The organism is Saccharopolyspora montiporae (assembly GCF_015209505.1).
Classification (GTDB): domain Bacteria; phylum Actinomycetota; class Actinomycetes; order Mycobacteriales; family Pseudonocardiaceae; genus Saccharopolyspora; species Saccharopolyspora montiporae.
In genome coordinates this window covers 14,025-31,902 of record NZ_JADEYC010000008.1, presented here as the reverse complement: position 1 = coordinate 31,902, position 17,878 = coordinate 14,025, and the positions used below count along the sequence as shown (strand labels likewise).

Below are 17,878 nucleotides of genomic sequence, written 5' to 3'. Positions count from 1 at the left end.
CCACCATCGGTGTCACCCATCACTGCATCAGCCCCGTTCCAGGTTCCGAGCTCGTTTTCCAGTGCTGTGACGCGTTGCGAGGTGCGGTCACCGGTGCGGCAGGCGGTGGTTCAGCGTTGACTCCTGTCGGTCGAAAATCCCGCAACTGCCGGGGTAGCAGGCGAGCGGGGGCACAACCCCGAGTGGGGTGTGGGTGTGAAAACCGCGGCGCAGAACCGGAAAGTGTTCCGCCGAACCCGGATTCCGCGGTGTGCGGTCCTGTCACGGTGCGCGGTCACTCGGCGGGGGTCAACACCCGGGCAACAGGCCGGTGACCAGCCACAAAGGACTCGGCGCGGGTGTTGCGGGCGTGTGTCCAGCGGTCCCGTGGTCGGTGTTGCGGTGTGGGCGGGTGGCGAGCCGGGATCGGATTTCGCACGACCGGAGCAGTCCCGCGGGCCGACCCGTTCGGCCAGCACCCGTGCACGTCACCGTGCTCGACCCCGCGCCCGAGGTGATCGCCGCACACGAGGTCGGCCGTACGAAAGGGGGCTACGACACCTGGACGATCGCCGCGCTCGTCGACGGTTTGCGTCGCGGGACACCCCGTCTGGGCCAGTGGCTCGACACATCGGCCCTCGACGTCGAGCAGACCGCGGACGCGATCCTCGGTTGATAGCTCGACTTCGGGCATCCGCGGACCGAGGCGGCGCCGTTACCGGCGCCGTGCCGCGTTGTGCGGTGGCGGGTGCCGGGGCCGCGTGCGGGGTGGCTACGGTGTGCTGGCGGTTGTTCCCTGTGTGCGGCGAGGTGTGCTGTGGCGATCAAGGTGGTCCTGCTCGAAGACGAGGAGCTCGTCCGCGGTGGCATCCGGATGATCCTGGACGCCGACCCGGAGATCGACGTCGTCGGAGAGGGCAGCGACGGGAGCCAGGCCGACGACCTGGTCGCCGCGCACCGGCCGGACGTGCTGCTCACCGACATCCAGATGCCCGAAGTCGGTGGCCTGGAGGTCACCCGGCGAGTGCTGGAGCGTCCCGGCGCGCCCGCTGTCGTCGTGCTCACCACCTTCGACCTCGACGAGTACGTCTACACCGCCCTGCAGCACGGTGCCGCCGGATTCCTGCTCAAGGACACCCCGCCCCGGGAGCTGGCCGCCGCGGTGCACGTCGTGGCCGGGGGAGAGGCGATGCTGTCCCCGCGGATCACCACCAAGCTGCTGTCCACCTTCTCGGCAGGTGGCGCAGCGCAGGCGGCCAAGTCGCGGATCGAGGAGCTCACCGCACGCGAGCGCGAGGTCGCGGTCGCCGTCGCCCAGGGGATGAGCAACGCCGCGATCGCCGAGAACCTGTACATGAGCCTGTCCACGGTCAAGGTGCACCTCGGGCGGATCATGACGAAGCTCGACGCGGTGAACCGCACCCAGGTGGCGATCACCACGCACGACGCCGGTCTCGCCTGAGCGCTCAGGACTCCTCCGCGGTGCGGGGGTTCTCCTCGTCCGCCGAGCTCCGGCGCTGCTGCTCCCGGTAGCCGTAGGCGGCCTGGCGCACGGCCCGGTCGGATTCCAGGCTCGACCCGAGCGCGCCGGCGATCATGCCCATCGTGGTGAAGCCCCACGCGAGGCTGAGGTAGGTCGACCAGCCGACCGAATGTCCCAGCGTCTGCGCCAGAAGGCTCGGCCCCACCAGGAACCACGCGACGCCGACGTTGACCAGGAACAGGCCGATGTACATGACGCCGACGCCGATGGTCAGCGTCGCCACGGTGGACGTGTTGTAGAGCGGGACCAGCCGCCGGTGCCCGCGCTCGTGGTGGCGGACCTTCTCCCACAGCCCGTGCGCGCCGATCAGCCAGCCGACCAGCAGCCCGACCGCGCCCACCGACGCGATCGCCTGGCGCAGCACCGGGAGCTGGTCGCCGATCTGCCAGATGGTGCTGGAGGAGAGCCCGAACGCGCTGGTGGCCACCGCCGCGGTCAGCGCCCCGGACAGCCCGAAGATCAGCGTCGACGGGCGGTTCGCGCGGACCATCCCGGAGACCAGTCGCAGCCAGCCGCGGAACTTCGAATCCGTGTAGCGCACGTCGACGTCGTCGCCGGGTGGACTGCTGGGCTGCACCGACGAGAGCCGGTTGAACAGTTCGCGGGCCGGAGCCCGTCCGGTGGCGGAATTCTCCAAGGCCAGCAAGCTCCGCAGCAGGTCGTGCAGCATGTCCCGCGTGCGCCCGTAGGTGCGCAGTGCGCCGAGCGCGGGCAGCGAGATCACGCCGACCCGGCGGGTCGTGCTGGCATCGGCGACCAGGGCGCGGCGGTGCAGCAGCAGCGGCAGGTCGGTCACGCAGATCGCCAGCGTCCAGGAGCGCGCGGACAGGTACTCCTGCACCGCGTTCAGGATGCGCTGGCTCTCGGCCTCACCGGCGGTGACCGGATCCGACACCACTTCAACCGTCCACTCCTCGCCGGTCTGCTCGCCGAGCCATTCGGTGAGCCCGTCGGCCAGCCGGGAACCGACCTGGGTGGACATGTCCGGATCGGTCACCAGGCCCAGAACGCGGGCACCGTGCCCTTCGGTGGTCTCGGTCTGGGATTGGTCGGTCATCGCGGTCCTCGGCAACCGTTGCGCGGAAACATCCGGGTGCACTGCGGATCGGATCGCAGCGGGTGGCGATCATGCCACTCCGGCAGCCGGTCCGGCCAATCGGTCCGCAGTGGACGAAACATTTCGGATGGGGGCGCCGCTGCGGTGTTAGTCTCGCCGGAGGACGGGGGGCGGGCTCCGGCCCGCCGCCGGATGCGAACGCCTGGAAGGGTGTGGTGCCTGCATGCAACGCGTACCGTTCGGCTGGACCGGCGTCCGAGTCAGCCCGCTGACGCTGGGAGCGATGAACTTCGGCGCCTGGGGCAATCCCGACCACGACGACTCCGTGCGCATCATCCACCGCGCGCTGGATGCCGGGATCAACGTCATCGACACCGCCGATGTCTACGCGCACGGCGAATCCGAGCGGATCGTGGGCAAGGCGCTGGCCGGGTCCCGGCGGGACGACGTGGTGCTGGCGACCAAGGCGCACGGCCCGATGGGCGAGGACGCCAACGAGCGCGGGAACTCCCGGCGGTGGCTGGTGCGCGCGGTGGAGGACAGCCTGCGCCGCCTGGGCACCGAGCACATCGACCTCTACCAGATCCACCGGCCGGATCCGCACACGCACGTCGACGAAACGCTCGGTGCGCTCACCGACCTCATCCGGGACGGCAAGATCCGCTACGCCGGGTGCTCGACGTTCCCCGCGCACGAGATCGTCGAAGCGCACTGGGTCGCCGACCGGCGCGGCCGGGAGCGGTTCGTCTCCGAGCAGCCGCCGTACTCGGTGCTCACCCGCGGGATCGAGGCCGATGTGCTGCCGGTGGCCGAGCGCTACGGGATGGCCGTCCTGCCGTGGAGCCCGCTGGCCGGCGGGTGGCTGTCCGGCAAGTACCGCAAGGGCCGGTCCGTGCAGACCAACCGCTCCGGATCGGCGATGCCGCAGTTCGACCCCGACAACCCGGATAACGCCGCCAAAATGGATGCGGTCGAGTCGCTGGTGCAGCTGGCCGGCGACCTCGGGCTGAGCCTCATCGAACTCGCGCTCGCCTTCGTGCTGCGCCATCCCGCGGTGACCTCGCCGATCATCGGGCCGCGTACCGGTGAGCAGCTCGAATCCCAGCTGACCGCGGCCGAGATCCGGCTCGACGAGGCGACCATGAACCGCATCGACGAGATCGTCCCGCCCGGCACCAACCTCAACCCCGCCGACGCGGGCTGGACCCCGGCGCCGCTCGCCGATCCCGCGCTGCGCCGCAGGCGCTGAGCGCCGGACCCGTCACTGCTCCGTGCTGCGGTAGATGCGGGCGTAGTTCGCGGCCTTGGCGGCGCGGACGTCGGCTTGGGCTTCCTGCCGCGTGGCGTACCCGGTGCCGAGCGGATAGCCGTGCTTGTACAACCGGTGCTCGCTCGTGTGCTCCATGTACGACAGCGAGTACCACAGGGCGATGATCACCCCGCCGAGGACGGCCATCGCGCTGATCCACAGCGGTCCCGGCAGCAGCAGGAACAGCAGGCCCGGAGAGATCTGCACCAGGCTGTGTGAAAGGTGGCGCAGCACCCACGTGCGGCAGGTGACGTCGTGCAGCACCCACGCCCGGTAGCGCTGCGGGAGCCGGCCACCGAAGCAGTACCAGACCCACAGCAGCGGGTTCGGGCGCGGTCGCGGAGATCGGGGCACACGTCCTCCCAGCGGTTCGGATCCGCGCCGGAGCCTACCGGGCGCGCGCGGCGGGCCGGTTCACAGCGGTCCGGTGTTGTTCTGCCGCTCGATGGGCTCCGCGCCGGTGTCGGCTTCGGTCTCGGCCTGCGCGGCCCGCTCGTCGGACTCCTGCAGGATCGAGTGCGCCTGCTGCTCGGGATCGCTGCTGCCCGCTGCCTGCTCCTCGGGCAGCAGCTGCGCCCGTTCGCGCACCCGCTCGTCCTCGTGGTCGGTGGCCGGGTCGGGTTCGTGCGCGCTCATGCTGGGCTCCTGCTCGACGGTTCCGGCGTCTCACGGTGATCCTGCCATCACCGGGTGGTGCCCGTCCCGCGCGCCGGGGGTCAGCCCGTGGCGGCGATGATCGTGCGCGCGGCCGACACCGATTTCGCCACCACCTGGTCCGGGCGGTAGCCCTGCATCGCCAGCACGCCGTCCAGGTAGAAGGTGGCGTAGCCGTGCGCCTGGGTCAGCAGCTGCTCCATGAGCAGCAGCGCCTGTTCCGCGGAGGCCGATACGGCCAGGGACAGGGCGAGGTATTCGTCCATCAACCCCCGCCCGGCGGTGTGCAGGTCCGGATGCTCGGCGGCGCGCAGCTCGCGGTTGTAGATCACGTGCAGTCCCGCCCGGGTGCGGATCACGTAGTCGGTGTAGGCGCCCGCGGCGGCGGCCAGTTCGTCGGCAGGATCGGTGTGCCGGGCGGCCGCGGCCGACACCCGCTCGTGCAGCTCGGTGACCACCGACAGCGCCACCGCGGCGAGCAGCTCGCGGTGCCCGGCGAAATGGCGGTAGGGCGCGCCGCCGCTCACCCCGCAGCGCCGGGCGATCTCGGCCACCGAGAACGCGTCCAACCCGCGCTCGGCGATCAGGTCCCGCGCCGCGCGGACCAGGGCCGGCCGGAGTCCGCCGCGGGGATGCTCGTGTGGCATGGGCAACGTCAGAGCTCCCGGGTTTGCCCCTGTTGTGAGAGGGCTCTTACATTAGGGAAGCGGATGCACATACCGCAATGGGTGCACGCGCCACACCGCTGGAATCCCCTGGAGGACACCGCATGACCCGCACGCCCGCGCTCGCCGTGCCCAGCCCCGGAGCCCCGTTCGAGCGCATCGTGCTCGACCGCCGCGAGCTGCGCCCGGACGACGTGCTCATCGACATCGCCTACGCGGGCATCTGCCACAGCGACCTGCACCAGGCCGCCGAGGAATGGGGCTCGGCGATCTTCCCGATGGTGCCCGGCCACGAGATCGCCGGCACCGTGACCGCCGTCGGCTCCGCGGTGACCTCCCACCAGGTCGGCGACCGGGTGGGCGTGGGCTGCATGGTCGACTCCTGCGGGCAGTGCGAGCACTGCCGCTCCGGGCGGGAGCAGTACTGCGTGCAGGGCAACATCCCCACCTACAACGGCGTCGGCCTCGACGGCGAGAACACCTACGGCGGCTACAGCAAGCAGGTCGTGGTCAAGGAGTCGTTCGTGTGCCGCATCCCGGACGGGGTCGCGCTCGACGTCGCCGCTCCGCTGCTGTGCGCGGGGATCACCACCTACTCGCCGCTGAACCAGTGGAACGTCGGCCCCGGCACGAAGGTCGCCGTCGTCGGGCTCGGCGGGCTCGGCCACCTCGCGGTCAAGATCGCCGTGGCGATGGGTGCCGAGGTGACCGTGCTGAGCCAGAGCCTCAAGAAGCAGGAGGACGGGCTGCGCCTCGGCGCCGCCGACTACTACGCGACCTCCGACGAGACCACCTTCGAGGCGCTGCGCGGGCATTTCGACCTGATCCTGAACACGGTCTCGGCCCAGCTGCCGGTCGACGCGTACCTGTCGATGCTCACCGTGGGCGGGGCGATGGTCAACGTCGGTGCGCCGTCCGAACCGCTGTCCTACAACGCGTTCTCGCTCATCGCGGGCAACAAGTCGCTGTCCGGATCGCTGATCGGCGGCATCCCGGAGACCCAGGAGATGCTGGACTTCTGCGCCGAGCACGGCATCGGCGCCGACATCGAGGTGATCTCCGGCGACCGGGTCGACGAAGCCTACGAGCGGGTGCGCGCCAGCGATGTCCGCTACCGGTTCGTCATCGACACCGCGACCCTCGGCGAGGCCGACTGACGCGGTACCGCGGCCGCGGTCCGGGACGCCCCGGGCCGCGGCGCGCAGTCCTCAGCCGCGGTCGAAGTGACCGGGCCAGTCCGCGTAGGAGATCCGCGGGATGCGCAGGATCTCGCCCAGCGTGGCCCACTCGTCGCGGCCCAACCGGGCCAGCGGCGCCAGTTTCCCGGCGTCGGGCAGCAGGTTGTCCCGCTCGTCGCGCACCAGCAGGTCCTCGTCGAGCACGAGCTCGCGCACGCGGCCGATGACCACCGTGGAGTCACCCAGCTCGATATCGCGCTCCAGGGTGCACTCGAAGGCCGCCGGGGATTCCGCGACCCGCGGTGGGGACACCGTGCGGCTCGGCTCCGGGGTCAGACCCGCCGCCTCGAACTCCCCGATGTCCGGCGGGAAATCCGTCGCGGTCGCATTGATCCGCTCGAACATCGGCTCCGTCGCCGCGCAGACCACGAACTCCGCGGTGCTGCGCACGTTGGTCAGCGTGTCTTTGGTGCCCACCGAGGTGAACTGCACCATCGGCGGGTCCACGCAGGACACGGTGAAGAACGAGTGCGGGGCGAGGTTCGCGACGTCGTCACCAGAGATCGTCGAAACCCAGGCGATCGGCCTGGGCACCACGGTGGCGGTCAGCAACTTGTAAAAGTTTCGGCTCGACATGACCTGAGGATCAAAATCAACGCGCATGGTCGGCAGTATCCACCGTGTGGCACCCGCGCACGTCAACCGGGGAGCCACGGCACCACCGACCGCACCGCGGCAGGACCTGTGCGGTCAGCCAGGCGCACCTGCACTCGATGCTGATCGCGGCCCTGTCCGCGACACGCCCCTCGTCGAGGTCGTCTAGTGCCACCGTCGAGGGGCTGTCGGCAAGCCCTCCTGCCTCACGCCGGGGCTTCCCGCTGCACGTCGCCGAGGCGCCGGCCGGCCGTCCAGACGGACCGAAGACGACGTGTCGCGGAGATGTCGGAAGCCGGGTCGCCGGTGACCAGGACCACATCGGCGCGGAGGCCCGGTGCGATACGGCCGCGGTCGTCAAGTCCGAACGCTGTGGCGGCTGTTGCAGTCGCCGACCGCAGGGCTTCGAGAGGAGTCAGCCCGGCCTCCACCAAGAGCTCTAGCTCGTCGTGCAAGCTGCTGCCGTGCGGTACCGCAGCGGGTACGCCGGGGGCGTCGTTGGCGTCGGTCCCGGCGACGACGACAGCACCGGCCTGGTGCAGCGCCGCGACGGTGTCGCGGGCGTGGTCGTAGGAGAGCGCGGGGTTGCCGAGGTTGCGCGCGGTGCCGGCCATCATCGTCAGCGTGGGGACGACGGCACGCACGCGGTCGGCGACGACGCGTACGAAACTCTCGTCGAGCTCGGCGTCGAGCGGGGCGTGGGTGAGGATGTCGACCCCTGCCCGCACGCCGAGTTCGACCGCCCCGGTGGCGGCGGCGTGCGCGACCACGCGCAGCCCGGCCTCGTGCGCCGCGTCGACCACTGCGGTGGTCGTCTCCAGCTCGGGGCCTCCGGCGCCCGGCGCTTCCAGGACCACCTTGATGTAGTCCGCCCCGTGCGCGACGCGTGCCGCGACACGCCGACGTGCCTGCTCGGGTGTGGCGAGGAGGTCCTCGGCGGGGAAACCGGGGATGTGGGCGTGCGGCCCGCCGGGGCCCGCGAGCGCGGCCCCGGGGCTGCGGATGTCGGCGCCGTGGTCGGCTGCGCGCAGCCGGGCGAGGAACTCCGGGGGCCACGTGCTCATGTCCAGCGCGGTGGTGACGCCGTACCGGGTGAGCGCCGAGAGCTGCTCCAGGTCGCGGAAGTGCACATGCGCGTCGACGAGTCCGGGTAGCAGCGTCGCGCCGGTACCGTCGACGGGGGTGCCGGCGGCCGGTGCGGTGCCCGTCCGGATGACGCTCGTGATGCCGGACGCGTCGAAGGTGACGTCGTGGCGTCCTCGGAGCAGTTCGGTGCCGTCGAAGACGGCGACGTCGGTGACCGTGGTCGCTGTCAAGATCAATCCTTTCCGTGGACCCAGTCGAGGGCCCTCCGCTTCATGTCCCGCTCCTGCTCGCCGCCCTTGACCGGGAAGGCCCGTCGGACCGGGAAGCCGCTGGCCTCCAGCAGGTAGGCGAGCGCTCCGTACTCGCGCGGGTGTTGGGACAGCGCCTCCTGATCGACGTGCACGAGGCCGGCGGGGTAGGTGAAGGTCGCGAAGTCGTACACGGCTCCGCGTTCGACGATGCGCCAGGCTCCGTCGCGCTTCTCCAGCCGGTCGAGGAACCGGGAGTGGGTGTTGCAGCCGAGGGCGAGCTCGACGTTCTCGCCGACGATGACGGCGTTGGTCTCGCTGAACGCGCGCGTTCCGTCCGCGGAGAAGGTCACCACCGGTGCCGTGACCAGATGCTTGGTGCGGAGATCGGACGCGCCCATCTCCGCGGACGCGTCGACGAATTCCGAGGCCGGGCCCTCGAACCAGGTGATCGCGATCCGTGCGTCCGGGTGGAACAGATCGCGGAGTTCGTCCCACTCGCCGAGATCGCGGTGGATCCAGCCGGTCATGAGGTCGGCTATGTCCTGACGATCCTGCGCTGTCGCTGCCATGCGTCCAGGGTCCGCCGGCACGACCGATCGATCAAATGCATGGATACGATGAATCGATCGTTCGAAACGATGGGAGAGTCATGGAACTGCGCCATCTCCGCTACTTCGTGGCCGTCGCCGAGGAGCGCCACTTCGGGCGTGCTGCGGCGCGGCTACACGTGACCCAGTCCACGCTGAGCACGCAGGTGCGGGGGCTGGAACGTGAGGTGGGCGGTCCCCTGTTCGCCCGGACGAGCCGCCGCGTGGAGCTCACCGGGTCCGGGGAAGCCCTGCTGGTCGAGGCTCACCGGGCACTGGACCAGGCCGATCGCGCCCTGACCGTCGCCCGGCAGTCCGCGAGCGGCGACCTCGGCTCCGTGCGGCTCGGCTTCTCCGGGGTCGCTGCGCTGGAAGGCGTCCTGTCCGAGGACTTGCGGGAGTTCCGCCGCGCGCATCCGCGTGTGGAGGTCGAGCTGACCGAACTGCCGCCCGCCGCCCAGGTGCGCGGTGTCCGCGAGGGGACGATCGACGTCGGCTACGCCCCGGACCTCGAACTCGGCGATGTGCACGACCTCACGCTCACCCCGCGGACGCAGACGCCGGTGTCGGTCGCCGTACGGCACGATCACGCGCTGACCGCCACGTCGTCGGTCGACACAGCCGATCTGGCGGGAGAAGACCTCATCGTGTACGCGGCCGGTGAGGACGACGAAACCGTACTGGCCCGGCTGGGCAGCCACGGGCGAGATGCTGGGGCGCGTATCCACCGGCTGGCCAGCACGCTTTCCGTCCTCTCCCTGGCCTCGGCTGGAGCAGGAGTGGCACTCGTCCCCGCAGCGACGGAACGCATCGCACTTCCGGGCATCGCCTACCGGCCGGTGCGAGACACCGTGTCTGCACTCACGGTCGTGACCGTGAGCAGACCGGACGAGACGTCAGGACCCGTCCGCGCCTACCTCGGCGGCCGAAGGCAGCCCTCTCGGGATCGGCAGAACGCCGGCTGACGTCGCGAGGCCCGATGCTCGCGGGACTACACTACGCCGCGCCCCGACGTCGCCGACGAACCGCAGCGGTCGGGCGGTGTGGCTTGGCGCTGGTGGACCGGCTGGTGGCCGTCGACCACCTCGCGCGCGAACCGCACCCGGACGACCGGCGCAGGATCGCGTTGCAGGCCACCGAGCACGCCCGGGGCGAGGTGGCCGCGGCACTCGCGCCGATCGTCGAGGACTTCGCCCGGATCACCGAGTGCCTCGACGAGCAGCAGGCCGCGACCGTGCTCGACTTCCTGCGCGATGCCACGGCCGTGCTGCACGAGTACGCTGCCGGATCCCGGGACGGCCAGCAGAGCCGATCGGTCACCGGCGGGCGGCGATCTGCGCCCGGTAGCCCTCGCGGAACGTGGGGTAGGTGAAGGTGAAACCGGACCGGCGCAACCGGTCGTTCACGCAACGTTTGCCGGTGGGCGCGGGCGGATCGGCGCGCTGCTCGGCCGGCGGCGGCGCGCCGAGCTCCGCGGCCAGGAAGCGGTGCAGCTCGGCCTGATCCACCGGCAGGTCATCTGATCCGAGGTAGACGTTCGCCGGCCGCGGCACCTCGGTGGTCAGGTGCACGATCGCGCGGGCCGCGTCGTCCTGGTGGATCCGGTTGGTGATGTGGTCCGGGTCCGCGGTCGTGCCCCCGGCCGCGATGCGGTCGAGCGTGCGCGCGTTCGGTCGGCCGTAGATGCCGGACAGCCGCAGGACGATCGCCTCCGGAAACCGCTCGTGCAGCACGCGTTCGGCCTCCACCAGGGCAGGCGCCGTCGCGGAAGACGGTGCGGGCGGGGTGGATTCGTCCACCCGGGCGCCGTGCTGCTCGCCGTAGACCGCGGTGGACGAGACCAGCAGCACCCGGCTCGGCCGCGCGTCGCTGCGGTCCAGGCCGTCCAACAGGTTGCGCAGACCGTCCACATAGGTCCGCGAATAGCCTTGTGCAGTGCGGTCGTCCGCGGTCAGCGCGATCACCGCGATGCCGATGTCCGGTGCGCCCGGGATCTCCGGTGGGCCTGCGGTCAGGTCAGCGCGCATCCCGCGCAGCGGTTCGGGCACCAGTTCCGGTCGGCGGCGCAGCGCGGTCACCGGGTGCCCCAGCTCCGCGAACCGCAGGCCCGCGGCCGAACCGAGCTTGCCGCAGCCGGCCAGCAGCACCGTCATCCCCGCACCTCCGTCATTCCCGCACTCGCCCACGGCTCCCTGGCAGCGTCCGGACCCGACCGTACCCGGGCGCGGGTCACGCCCCGCGTGCGGTGCGGAACCGGTGCGCACCCGCGTCGAGATCGACGATCGGCTCCGGGTAGTCCAGCTCGGCGCGCTGCCCGTCGGGCAACCGCCACGGACGATGCACCGCGGACCCGCAGATCCCGGCCAGTTCCGGCAGGTAGCGGCGCACGTACTCACCGCGCGGGTCGTACTTGGCGGCCTGCGCCAGCGGGTTGAGCACCCGGTTCGGGCGGGTGTCGGTGCCGGTTCCGGCGACCCACTGCCAGTTCAGCTGGTTGTTGGCGATGTCCCCGTCGACGAGCAGCTCCAGGAAGTGCGCGGCCCCGCGGCGCCAGTCCAGGTACAGCGTCTTGGTCAGGAAGCTCGCGGTGATCAGCCGCGCCCGGTTGTGCATCCAGCCCTCGTGCAGCAGCTGGCGCATCCCGGCGTCGACGATGGGGTATCCGGTGCGACCCTGCTGCCAGGCCCGCAGTGCGGCCGGGTCCGTGCGCCAGCGGTCCCCGCGGTCGCGGTAGTCACGCTGCGCGCAGGACGGCCGGGCGGCCAGCACCTGGTGGTGGAAGTCGCGCCAGGCGATCTGCCGGGCGAGCGCCGGGGAGTCCGCACCCACCGCGTGAAGCACCGAGACCGCGGACACGCAACCGAAGTGCAGGTGCGGCGACAGCCGCGAGGTGGCGTCGGCGGCGAGATCGTCGGCGGCGGACTCGTATCCTGCCGCGGTGCGCACCTGCTCGCCCAGCAGCCGGTCGGCCTGCCGCCCTCCTCCGCGCGGTCGCGCGGGGGAGGGCGCGCCGGAGCACAGCTCCCCGGCCGTCGGCAACGCCCGCCCCCGAACGTCCGCGCAGCGCAACGTGTTCGGCGCGGGTAGCGGACTGCGCTTGTTCACGCCCGCCCACCTGCGGTGGTATGGCGTGAACACCGCGAAGTGGTCCTTGCCGGCCGGGGTCACCGCGCCCGGTTCCACCGCGGTGACCGAGGCGGCGTGCACGTCCAGCGCGCGCCCGTCCGCGCGCAGGGCGGCGTCCAGGGCCTCGGTGCGATGCTGCGCATACCCGCTGACGTCGGCGGCGATGTGCACCCGGTGCGCTGCGGCCGCCGCGGCGACCGCACGGGTCTCGGCCACCACGTCCCCGCGGCGGACCACGAGGTGGCCGCCCCGGTCGCGTAGTGCCGCGTCCAGGTCGGCGAGGCTCTCGGCCAGGAACGCGGCCCGGTTCGGAGAGGTGCCGAGCGGGCCGCCGAGCACCGCGTCGTCGAGCACGAACAGCGCGACGAGCCGCTCGGCACGCGCCGCGGCGCACAGCACCGGGTTGTCCTGCACCCGCAGATCGCGGGTGAACACGGCGACGGACGTCTCGGCGGAACTGCGCAACGGGATCTCCGGGCTCGGTGCGGCGCGAACCGGCGGAGCCTAGGAATCCGGCGCCACGCGGTGCAACGCGGCGCGCCCGCTCAGACCCGGCCGGGTTCCGCGCCGGGCTTGCGGCCGACCCCGCCGAGCAACCGCAGATCGCTACGCTGGCCCTGCACCGGGCCTTCCGGCCACCACGCCGTGGTTTCGCACAGGCCCGATCCGGCGGGGTCCGGCCCGGCGGGCAGCATCTGAAGTCCCGGGAAGAAACCGCTCACCTCCGCGTGGCCGCGGAAGAAGCAGGTGCCCATCGCGGTCTGGAAACCGCGTTGGATCTCCCGCGCCTTCGCGGAGAGCCGGGTGCGTTCGGCCTCGTCGGTGTGCGGATCGTCGGCCGGGTCAAAGAAGTGCGTGATGCCCACGTAGGAGCCGTCCGGCAGTGCCCGGACGTACTCCTGCATGATCGCCCGCGGCTGCTGCTCGTCGCTGACGTGGTGCAGCGTGCCGCAGTGCAGCAGGGCGATCGGCCTGCTGAAGTCGAGAACCCGGGTCACGTCCGGGTGCCCGAGCACCTCCTGCGGCTTGGTGAGGTCGGCGGCGACGAGACTCGTGCGCTCGTTGTCGGTCAGCAGTGCACGGCCGTGCGCGCACACCGAGGGATCGTTGTCGACGTAGACCACGGTCGCCTCGCGGTTGGCGCGCTGGGCGATCTGGTGCGTGTTGTCCGCGGTCGGCAGACCCGAGCCCACGTCCAGGAACTGGTCCACCCCGGCGGTTCCGGCGAGCCACTTGACCGCGCGGCGCAGCCAGAGCCGGTTCGCCTGCGCTGCGGTGTCGGCGAGCGGTTCGATGGCCACGATCCGGTCGTGCACCTCGCGGTCTACCGCGAAGTTGTCCTTGCCGTCGAGGAACACGTCGTAGACCCGCGCGATGCTCGGTGTGCTCGTGTCGATGTCCTGCGGGAGGCGGGTGCCCGATTCGCTCAAGGTGGCTCCGTGCGCTGGCTGGTCGGCTCCTGCGGGGCCGCTGCGGTGCACTGCTGCCCGGGACCGCCCCGACTGCCCCGGTCGGGTGATCATGACATGGCCGCGCGGGCGGGCGACAGCGGCCTCCGTCCGTGCGTGCGGGCGCGCCCCGGGCGGGAAGAGCTCCGCGCTCGGCGAGCACTCCGGGTATTCGATCCCGGTGCAAGGAGTGCTGATGATGGTGATCAGCAGTCCGGAACGGGCCGAATCCGACTCGGGGAGCGGGGATTCCGCGCAGCTGTCCGCGTGGACGTCCGGGCTCTGGAGGTCACCGAGTCCGAGCTCATGGCGCGCTGCGCGGAGCTGTTCACCGCGGCGGGTCGCTCGCTGTGACCGAGCCGGTGCCGCGGACCGCATGCGCCCGCGGCACCCGCACCGCTCAGCTCAGCGACGCTTCCAGTGTGATCGTGGTACCGGTCAGCGCCGCCGACACCGGGCAGATCTCCTTGGCCTGCTGGGCGGCCCGCTGGAACGCGGCGTCGTCGGCCCCGGGCACCGTCGCGCGCACGATCAGCGCGATCCCGGTGATCGCGAACCCGCCGCCGCTGGGCGCCAGTGTCACCTCCGCGCTGGTGTCGATGCGCTCCGGCGGATGGCCCGCTTCGGTGAGCAGCCCGGACAGCTGCATGCTGTAGCACGACGAGTGCGCCGCGGCGATCAGCTCCTCCGGGCTCGTCTGCCCGTGCGGATCCTCGGTGCGCGTCGCGAAGGACACCGGGAACTGGCCGGCGTTCGACGATTCCAGCGTCACCGTGCCGGTTCCCGAGCTCAGATCCCCCTGCCACGCGGTCGTGGCGTTGCGGTCGGCCATCGTTGGTCTCCTCTCGCGTCGTCGGCTGGTCGCAGCCAGCACATCATCCGTGGTACCCGACCGCTCGCCGCGTCAATCGGTCGGAAGACTCACCCCGCACCCACCAGTCCACCGAGTGGTGCGCTCCGAACCGCGACCCGCCCGCCGAGGCGCGCGACGCGGATCGTCGCCGCGTCCGGCCCAGCGCACGGCGTGTCTGCAGAGGCCGGCAGGTGCGGATCGGACCCCGGTTCCGGATCGGATCGCCCCGTCGCGACCCGCCGCCGGATCTGGCGCGGGCGTGAGAACGTGACCGCGTGCCGGTGAACCACTCCGCCGACCGCGCGCGGTTCGGCTCGCGCGCAGGACGTCCCGCAGCCCTCGCCCTGCTGCTCGGCCTGCTGGGCGCGCTGACCGCCCTCGCTATCCCGTTCGCACCCGTGCAGGCCGACACCACCGAGGTGACCTGGCCGCAGCAGGGGCGGGAACCGGCGTCCACGACCGCGTTCTTCACCCCGTACGCGCCCGCCCAGCTCGACGTGCGCGTGCCCTGCGCGGTCGTGCAGGCCGCCGCCGACCGCGCCGAACCGACGACCGTGGTCAGCAGCCACCTGTCCGGGACCGCCAACGAGGGCTTCACCGTCAGCACCGGCGAGCGGGACCTGGTCGTGCAGGTCGGCGGGCGCGAAGTCCACCGCGAACCGGTCCCCGCCGGGGACTGCACCACCCGGCTGAGCACCTCGCCGAGCGGCGGCGCGCTGCAGGTCGGTGCGGACAGGACCGACCTCGGGCAGGACCACGTGCGCGAGATCGTCGCCTTCGCCACCGACCTGGCACCCGAGGACGCCGCGGGCGTGCAGGTCCGCGCCGAGACGAGCACCTGGTTCGAAAGCTCGCCCACGACGGGAAAACTCGTGCTGATCGGCGGACAACTGGTGCTCGCCGCCGCCGCGTTGGGCCTGCTGGTGCTCGCGGGACGCGCGCGTCGGGCGGCCGCGGACGAACGCGTGCGCGCACCGGGACGTTGCGGACGCCGGGTGCGCGCGGGCGTCGACGCCGCCGTGCTCGCGGTGCTCGGTGGCTGGGCGGTGCTCGGTCCACGCACACCCGACGACGGCTTCACCGAGGGCATCGTGCGCAACGCGCTGAACTCCGGCGCGTTCACGAACTACTACCGCTGGGAGAACGCGGCGGAATCCCCGTTCACCCTCGTGCTGCACCTGGTGCAACCGCTGGTGGCGCTGGAGGCCAACCCGCTGGTCCTGCGCATCCCCAGCACCGTGGCCGCCGCGGCGGTGTGGCTGCTGCTCACCCGGGCGGTGCTGCCGGTGCTGCTCCCGCGGCACGCGCACCTGCTGGTCGTGCGGGCGCTGACCGCGCTGGCCCTGCTGGCCTGGTGGCTGCCGTTCAACCTCGGCGTGCGCCCCGAACCGTTCGTGGCCCTGGGCAGCACCGCCGTGCTCGCCTGCGTGCTGCGCGCCACCGGCCGCCCGGACGGCAGCGGCCTCGGCCTGCTCGGGCTCGGCGCGCTGGCGGCCGGGCTGACCGTGGCGGTCAACCCCGTCGGCATCGTGGCACTGGCCCCGGTCGTGCTGCTCGCGCCCCGGATCTGGCGCACGGTGCGCGGAACGGGGGAGACGTCGTGGCTGGTCCCGGCGGCCGTGCTCGCGCTGCTGGGCGCCGTCGCCGCCGTCGGTGTGGTGGCCATGTTCGCCGACCAGTCCTGGTTCGGCGCCACCCGCGCGACCGAGCTGCACCGGTTCTACGGCCCGGACGTGTCCTGGTTCGAGGAGATCCAGCGCTACGAGCGGCTGCTGGGCTTCACCGAGCAGGGCGGGCTGGCCCGCAGGCTGCCGGTGCTGCTCACGATCGTCGCGGGCGGATGCGCGGCGCTGCTGCTGGCCCGAGGTGCTCGCGGCCTGCCGGGCATGCCGAACAGCTACGTACCGATCGGGGCGGTGGCCGTCGGATTCGCGCTGCTGTGGCTGACCCCGTCGAAGTGGACGCACTACTTCGGCTCGCTGGCCGGGTTCGGCGCCGCGGGACTCGTGACCGCACTCGTGCTCATCGCCGTCGCGGCGCGCGAGTGGTCCGCCCAGCGAGCCGCGCGGCTCATCGGCGCCTGCGGCGCGGGTGCCGTGATCGTGGCCGCCGCGCTGGTGTTCTCCGGCCGCAACAGCTGGTTCCTGTTCTCGCACTACGGCGTTCCGCGAGACGAGCACCCGTTCACCCCGCTGAACAGCCCACTGCTGTGGCTGGCCGTGGCGGCGGTGGCCCTGGCCGCAGGGTGGTGGCGGCGCCGGAACCCGGGTGCCGCGCTGGTGCAGCTGCCCGCGGTGCTGACCGTCGTGGCGGTGTTGACCGGGGTCCTGGTCGTGCTGATCTCGTTCGCCGTGGCCCCGATCCGGCAGTCCGGCGGCTATTCGGTCGGCGGGCAGCACATCGACCACCTGTCCGGCGGCGGGTGCGGCATCCTCGACGACGTGCTGCTGACCCGTGAGGTCCCCGGCGGCGTGCTGGCACCGGAGCGCGGCACGGACGACATGACCGGATTCACCGCGCAGGGCGGCTACCCGGACGGATCCCCGCCACCGGCCGAACCGGGCAGCGGACCGGCGAGCCACCTGTGGGGCAGCGCGGGCGGTGGTGCGTTGTCGACGGGCGAGCTGACCTCGGCCTGGTTCGGCTTGCCGCGCGTGGCCGACGGGCAGGAGCTCGTGGTCAACGCCGCCGGGCGCACCGGCGACGGCAACCGGCTGGTGCTCCAGTTCGGGAAGCGCGCTGCGGGCGGGACGGTCGAACAGCTCGGCGACCGGGTGCTCGACGACACCGCGCGCAGCCGCGCCGAGCGGACCACCTACCCGTCCGAGCGCGTGGTGGAGGACGTGCCCCAGGACGATCCGGAATGGCGCCCACTGCGGGTACCGGCCGAGGACATCCCGTCCGGGGCCGACACCGTGCGGGTGCGCGCCGTGGACGGCACCGCCGATCCCGGCGGATGGTTGGCGGTCACCGGCCCGCGGCTGCGGCAGACCGAACCGCTGCTGCCCGCCGTCACCGCCGGGGAATCCACCTACGTGGACTGGTCGATGGTCTGGGCCGCCCCGTGCGTGCGGAACGGGCCCCGCGTGGCCGGCGGCCTGGCCGAAGCACCCACCGCGCTGGTCAACCCGCCCGCCGACCTCGGATTCGACGGCCGCGCGGCCTACCTGCGCGAGGTCGGCGGGAGCTTCGCCGGGGTGGACGAACTCGGGCAGAGCCAAGAGGTGCCCACCCGACTGCGCGGGAGCGAACAACGCCCCGAGTACGCAGACTGGGGACGGTTCGTGCAGGTCAGCTACCCGGTCGACCGCGACGCCTACGACACCCGCACCGGGCAGCGCTGGCAGTGGGGCTGGCAGGGTCCGCCCGCGGTCCTCGGGTACGGGACGGAACAGCGCTGATCCCACCCGTCCGCGGGAGGCGCGGTTCCGAACCACGCATAAGGACCGGTGCGCCGCGCCGGTCGGTGCGAGCAGAGAGGAACCGCC

18 protein-coding genes are annotated in these 17,878 nt (G+C 72.1%); 7 read left to right on the top strand and 11 right to left on the bottom strand.

Going from position 1 to position 17,878, the window contains the following annotated elements:
- Positions 1 to 460 precede the first annotated feature (460 nt).
- The gene (locus tag IQ251_RS05360; protein WP_193927329.1) at positions 461 to 655 is read left to right on the top strand and encodes a hypothetical protein; all 195 of its coding nucleotides are present in this window, start codon (positions 461 to 463) and stop codon (positions 653 to 655) included.
- A gap of 141 nt (positions 656 to 796) precedes the next feature.
- Entirely contained in the window at positions 797 to 1,441 is a 645-nt protein-coding gene (locus tag IQ251_RS05355) for a response regulator (RefSeq protein ID WP_193927328.1), read from the top strand.
- Between the two features lie 4 nt (positions 1,442 to 1,445).
- On the opposite strand, the gene IQ251_RS05350 is transcribed toward IQ251_RS05355, so the two are convergent.
- Positions 1,446 to 2,579: a hypothetical protein gene (locus IQ251_RS05350; protein WP_193927327.1), complete on the bottom strand. Its 1,134-nt coding sequence runs from the start codon at positions 2,577 to 2,579 to the stop codon at positions 1,446 to 1,448.
- Positions 2,580 to 2,802: 223 nt separating this feature from the next.
- Here IQ251_RS05350 and IQ251_RS05345 point away from each other — a divergent pair, with 223 nt between their 5' ends.
- Positions 2,803 to 3,828: an aldo/keto reductase gene (locus IQ251_RS05345; protein WP_193927326.1), complete on the top strand. Its 1,026-nt coding sequence runs from the start codon at positions 2,803 to 2,805 to the stop codon at positions 3,826 to 3,828.
- A gap of 12 nt (positions 3,829 to 3,840) precedes the next feature.
- On the opposite strand, the gene IQ251_RS05340 is transcribed toward IQ251_RS05345, so the two are convergent.
- The 3 genes from IQ251_RS05340 to IQ251_RS05330 all read right to left on the bottom strand — a co-directional run bounded on the left by IQ251_RS05340 (position 3,841) and on the right by IQ251_RS05330 (position 5,189).
- Positions 3,841 to 4,242 (bottom strand): DUF5313 family protein, encoded by a 402-nt coding sequence (locus tag IQ251_RS05340; protein ID WP_370591218.1) that lies wholly within the window; start codon positions 4,240 to 4,242, stop codon positions 3,841 to 3,843.
- 60 nt (positions 4,243 to 4,302) lie between these two features.
- Entirely contained in the window at positions 4,303 to 4,524 is a 222-nt protein-coding gene (locus tag IQ251_RS05335; RefSeq protein WP_193927333.1) for a hypothetical protein, read from the bottom strand.
- A gap of 80 nt (positions 4,525 to 4,604) precedes the next feature.
- Positions 4,605 to 5,189 (bottom strand): TetR/AcrR family transcriptional regulator, encoded by a 585-nt coding sequence (locus IQ251_RS05330; protein ID WP_193927331.1) that lies wholly within the window; start codon positions 5,187 to 5,189, stop codon positions 4,605 to 4,607.
- A 122-nt stretch (positions 5,190 to 5,311) separates the two neighbouring features.
- Here IQ251_RS05330 and IQ251_RS05325 point away from each other — a divergent pair, with 122 nt between their 5' ends.
- Positions 5,312 to 6,364: an NAD(P)-dependent alcohol dehydrogenase gene (locus IQ251_RS05325; protein WP_193927325.1), complete on the top strand. Its 1,053-nt coding sequence runs from the start codon at positions 5,312 to 5,314 to the stop codon at positions 6,362 to 6,364.
- Positions 6,365 to 6,415: 51 nt separating this feature from the next.
- Here the strand turns inward: IQ251_RS05325 and IQ251_RS05320 are convergent, their stop codons facing one another.
- The 3 genes from IQ251_RS05320 to IQ251_RS05310 all read right to left on the bottom strand — a co-directional run bounded on the left by IQ251_RS05320 (position 6,416) and on the right by IQ251_RS05310 (position 8,945).
- On the bottom strand, positions 6,416 to 7,021 hold the full coding sequence (locus IQ251_RS05320; RefSeq protein WP_228046187.1) for a flavin reductase family protein: 606 nt from the start codon (positions 7,019 to 7,021) through the stop codon (positions 6,416 to 6,418).
- Between the two features lie 224 nt (positions 7,022 to 7,245).
- Entirely contained in the window at positions 7,246 to 8,355 is a 1,110-nt protein-coding gene (locus IQ251_RS05315) for an amidohydrolase family protein (protein WP_228046186.1), read from the bottom strand.
- A 2-nt stretch (positions 8,356 to 8,357) separates the two neighbouring features.
- On the bottom strand, positions 8,358 to 8,945 hold the full coding sequence (locus IQ251_RS05310; protein WP_193927322.1) for a nuclear transport factor 2 family protein: 588 nt from the start codon (positions 8,943 to 8,945) through the stop codon (positions 8,358 to 8,360).
- Positions 8,946 to 9,025: 80 nt separating this feature from the next.
- On the opposite strand from IQ251_RS05310, the gene IQ251_RS05305 reads away from it, so the two are divergent.
- A complete protein-coding gene (locus tag IQ251_RS05305) occupies positions 9,026 to 9,928 on the top strand; it encodes a LysR substrate-binding domain-containing protein (protein WP_193927321.1) in 903 nt (300 codons plus the stop codon).
- An 83-nt stretch (positions 9,929 to 10,011) separates the two neighbouring features.
- Positions 10,012 to 10,335, top strand: coding sequence for a MarR family winged helix-turn-helix transcriptional regulator (locus tag IQ251_RS05300; RefSeq protein WP_193927320.1), 324 nt, complete (start codon positions 10,012 to 10,014; stop codon positions 10,333 to 10,335).
- Here the strand turns inward: IQ251_RS05300 and IQ251_RS05295 are convergent.
- The 4 genes from IQ251_RS05295 to IQ251_RS05280 all read right to left on the bottom strand — a co-directional run bounded on the left by IQ251_RS05295 (position 10,280) and on the right by IQ251_RS05280 (position 14,369).
- The gene (locus tag IQ251_RS05295) at positions 10,280 to 11,116 is read right to left on the bottom strand and encodes an NAD-dependent epimerase/dehydratase family protein (RefSeq protein WP_193927319.1); all 837 of its coding nucleotides are present in this window, start codon (positions 11,114 to 11,116) and stop codon (positions 10,280 to 10,282) included. The genes IQ251_RS05300 and IQ251_RS05295 overlap by 56 nt on opposite strands.
- A gap of 76 nt (positions 11,117 to 11,192) precedes the next feature.
- Positions 11,193 to 12,554 carry a cryptochrome/photolyase family protein gene (locus IQ251_RS05290; RefSeq protein WP_193927318.1) on the bottom strand — a complete coding sequence of 454 codons (1,362 nt, stop codon included), beginning with the start codon at positions 12,552 to 12,554 and terminating at the stop codon, positions 11,193 to 11,195.
- 80 nt (positions 12,555 to 12,634) lie between these two features.
- Complete coding sequence (locus IQ251_RS05285; RefSeq protein WP_228046185.1) at positions 12,635 to 13,519, bottom strand: SAM-dependent methyltransferase; 885 nt, start codon at positions 13,517 to 13,519, stop codon at positions 12,635 to 12,637.
- Between the two features lie 418 nt (positions 13,520 to 13,937).
- Positions 13,938 to 14,369, bottom strand: a complete 432-nt coding sequence (locus IQ251_RS05280) for an OsmC family peroxiredoxin (RefSeq protein ID WP_193927316.1) — start codon at positions 14,367 to 14,369, stop codon at positions 13,938 to 13,940.
- Positions 14,370 to 14,665: 296 nt separating this feature from the next.
- Here IQ251_RS05280 and IQ251_RS05275 point away from each other — a divergent pair, with 296 nt between their 5' ends.
- Complete coding sequence (locus IQ251_RS05275; RefSeq protein WP_193927315.1) at positions 14,666 to 17,791, top strand: arabinosyltransferase domain-containing protein; 3,126 nt, start codon at positions 14,666 to 14,668, stop codon at positions 17,789 to 17,791.
- The last annotated feature ends 87 nt before the right edge of the window (positions 17,792 to 17,878 follow it).